General features: G+C 35.2%; 3 protein-coding genes. 2 read left to right on the forward strand and 1 reads right to left on the reverse strand.

Annotated features, from left to right (window positions below; translation table 11 throughout):
* Positions 1-38 precede the first annotated feature (38 nt).
* Together GNF10_RS36035 and GNF10_RS36040 are read left to right on the forward strand one after the other, a co-directional pair.
* The gene (locus tag GNF10_RS36035; RefSeq protein WP_185588096.1) at positions 39-1,910 is read left to right on the forward strand and encodes a CHASE2 domain-containing protein; all 1,872 of its coding nucleotides are present in this window, start codon (positions 39-41) and stop codon (positions 1,908-1,910) included.
* Positions 1,911-1,928: 18 nt separating this feature from the next.
* Positions 1,929-2,852 (forward strand): DUF928 domain-containing protein, encoded by a 924-nt coding sequence (locus tag GNF10_RS36040; protein WP_185588094.1) that lies wholly within the window; start codon positions 1,929-1,931, stop codon positions 2,850-2,852.
* Between the two features lie 139 nt (positions 2,853-2,991).
* On the opposite strand, the gene GNF10_RS36045 is transcribed toward GNF10_RS36040, so the two are convergent.
* Positions 2,992-3,150 carry a hypothetical protein gene (locus GNF10_RS36045; RefSeq protein WP_221643682.1) on the reverse strand — a complete coding sequence of 53 codons (159 nt, stop codon included), beginning with the start codon at positions 3,148-3,150 and terminating at the stop codon, positions 2,992-2,994.
* Between the last annotated feature and the right edge of the window lie 58 nt (positions 3,151-3,208).

A 3,208-nucleotide genomic window follows, 5' to 3' on the forward strand; every position in this document is an offset into this window, starting at 1 on the left:
ATATATATTCTCTATATTTTGCTCAGAGGGATGGTTGAGTGACACAAGAAGATGCTGAGATTATCCAAGTACAACAAAATAAAGTACCTAACCAAGTAGAGGTTTTTTTTTATTACTCAGATAATAATGAAGATGAAAAACTTCGTGAACAACTTGCTAAACAATTAAATATTTCTAAATCTCAAATATCAGCTAATTATTATTATCCAAGAGAAGTAAGTGGAGGAACAGATAAACAAATAATTGAAAAACATCTGATAACATCTGATTTGATTGTTGTACTGATAAGTGCTGATCTTTTCAATCTAGAGGATTATGAACATTATAAAAAACTTATCCTAGAAAGGAAGGAAAAAAATCAGGTTATTGTTATTCCTGTTTTGCTTCGCTCATGCGATTGGGAATCGACTAATTTTAAGGATTTTCAACCTCTCCCTAAAAATAAGAGATTTGTTGCAGAATATGGAGATATAGATAAAGTATTGACAGAGGTTGCTAAAGGTATTACAGATGCTGTTAAAGAAATTTATGGACTGATAGAAGAAGCTCCAAAAAGTTCTCCATTTCCAGAAAACCCCCAAGAACAGAGCCAAACTGCAAAAATTACAAGATTACTGAACTCTATTTCTTGGTATGGTGTTCGGAATGTTTTCCTGAACAGTATGTGGATAAGTTTATTGGTGATATTTGTACGTTTTATGGGATTAATTGAGCCATCAGAACTATGGTTGTTCGACAATATGATGAGATTTAAACGACCTGAAGATCCAGATAAAAAGATATTAATTATTCAAGTCACTCCAGAAGATATCCGTAACCAGGGTACAAAACCACGGCAAGGTTCTTTAACAGATGATACCTTATTTAACATTCTAAGTATACTGCTAAAAATCCAACCAAAAGTTATTGGTTTGGACATTCACCGTGATTTTGAAACTAATAAAACTACCCCATTATCTAACCTTTTAAAAGACAATAAAAATAACACTATTTTTGGTGCTTGTTATGTAGGTGATGAAACTCAACAAAATTCCCCTGGAGTAGAACCACCACCTGAATTTATCAACAATCGACTAGGTTTTAGTGATTTTTTACTAGATAAAGATAGTATTGTTCGTCGTCATCTTTTAAGAATGGATAAGGATCGTAATTCATCTTTTTGTAGATCAAAATCTGATAATGAACTAATCACAAATGCTTTTAGCTTGAAATTAGCCCTGCACTTTTTAAATCAATCCGAAGAAAAAGTATTTAATCAGGAAAATTTTTTACAAATCGATAAGACTCTATTCGAGCCAATTCACGCTGATTACCGAGGCGGCTACTCGATGTTCACCGATTTGAATGGATATCAAATACTACTAAACTATCGGATATCTTGCATAAATGGGGATACTTGCTCTCCTGAAAATTTTGCAACAAAAGTTACAGTTGCAGACGTTCTCAAGGCTGATTTTCCTATTAGGTACAAAGAATTTGTAAAAGACAAAATTGTTTTAATTGGAGTAACAGACTCTACTTATGAAGCTCCTTGGACTACTCCCTTGTATTCTGAAAGCCACCGACAAATACCAGGGGTAATGATTCAGGGGCAAATGATCAGCCAACTTATAAGTGCAGTTTTATACAACCGGCCTTTGTTACAAGTTTGGTCTATTTGGTTGGAGATGTCTTGGATTTTTGCTTGGTCATTAATTGGAGGAACTTTATTTCAAAGTTATCGGATAAACAGAAGGTTAACGGTGTTAGGGGTAATAGTATTTTTTAGTTTACCTTTTAGTTGCTATATAATGTTTATATTTGCTCTGATTTGGATACCCTGTATACCTCCTATTTTAAGCTTTTTAGGTACAGGAGGAATGGTATTACTTTTAAAGTTAAAATTTCCAAAGCCTCAAAAATCTTCTTAACTCCTAAAACTGTTTTTTATGTTTAAATTATCGTTACCTACAGCTCGTTGGTTTAGAGCTATTATTAGCTTGATTCTAATAATCATTTTTTTTATTGGCTATCCTGCACCAGCAATAGCACAGCAAGATAACAGAAATATTATTCAAGTTTTTCTGGCAGAAGTAGAGTCTGTTGTGAAAGGGCGATCGCAGCGCAAAGAACTGAAAACACCCAACGGCCGTCCACGAGGAGGTGCTGGTAGAGGTCGTTGTCCTGCTCTTATATCTCTAGACAATAATGAAATCCCATTAACTGCTTTTGTCCCCACAATACACGAACAACAAGTATTACCATCTAAGATGGATCTAGTTTGGGGTAAGACAATTGAAGCATATCCAACCTTCTGGTTTTACATTCCTTATGCTTATAAAGAGTCAGAAATTGAGTATGGAAAATTTGTTTTATTAAACCAAAATGAGGAGATTGTTGCAGGGCCAATCTTAGTAAGACTTCCTGAAGCTAATCAACCTAGTCTGGCAAAATTTACCCTTCCAAAGACTGTTGAGCCTTTAGAAGAAGATCAAGAATATAACTGGTATTTTTCAATTATTTGTAATCCTTTAAAGCCATCAAATAATCCTGGTGTTGTCGGCTGGATTGAAAGAATGAAATTACCTGTCTTACCGCCAAATAACAGTTTATATTATGCCAAAAAGGGTATTTGGTATGATACCGTAACACGTTTATTTACAAGTGAAGATTTGCAGACACAATCACAAGGAGAACAAGTAGAACTTCTTAAATACATCTTCAAAGATGTGATAGAAAAACCCGAAAAAGGTGAGAAAATTAGTGAATCAGAAAATTTAGACCAAATAGTAAATAAAATCGTCACTTTGCCTGTTCACGAGTTAATTCCTGTTCCGAATCCGATCTCACTACAAGGTAAACTTCTAAATTAAAGCTTTTGTTTTGATGTCTAATATATAGCGCTTCTCAGTTGAGTGCAATATAGACCTAACCCCCAGCTCCTTCCCTACTAGCGTTGGGGAGTAAGATTCAAAGGCGAATGGCACTAAGAAAAGCCGAAACGCTTGTGTATTAAGCAGTTTGCAACTGCTTTCGTAATTCGTGCCGAGGTTTGGTCATTAAGGGATAAGCTTTCGGGCGGCGTTTACGGACTCGTGGTTCGTTCCTAGCAGGACGGTCAGGAAGAGCCTTGTGAGCAATAACTTTGAGTAAGAGCTTGTCAAGAAACAACTTTTACAAGTCTCAGAGAATATTGAGGTTTGGTGAGATAGTGTAATTCCATTCGCCA

It is taken from the genome of Nostoc sp. UCD121, from assembly GCF_014222285.1.
Taxonomy (GTDB): Bacteria; Cyanobacteriota; Cyanobacteriia; order Cyanobacteriales; family Nostocaceae; genus Nostoc.

What these genes read in the sequence shown, in the direction of transcription:
- GNF10_RS36040 (WP_185588094.1), top strand. Translation starts at nt 1,929, where the DNA reads ATGTTTAAATTATCGTTACCTACAGCTCGTTGGTTTAGAGCTATTATT.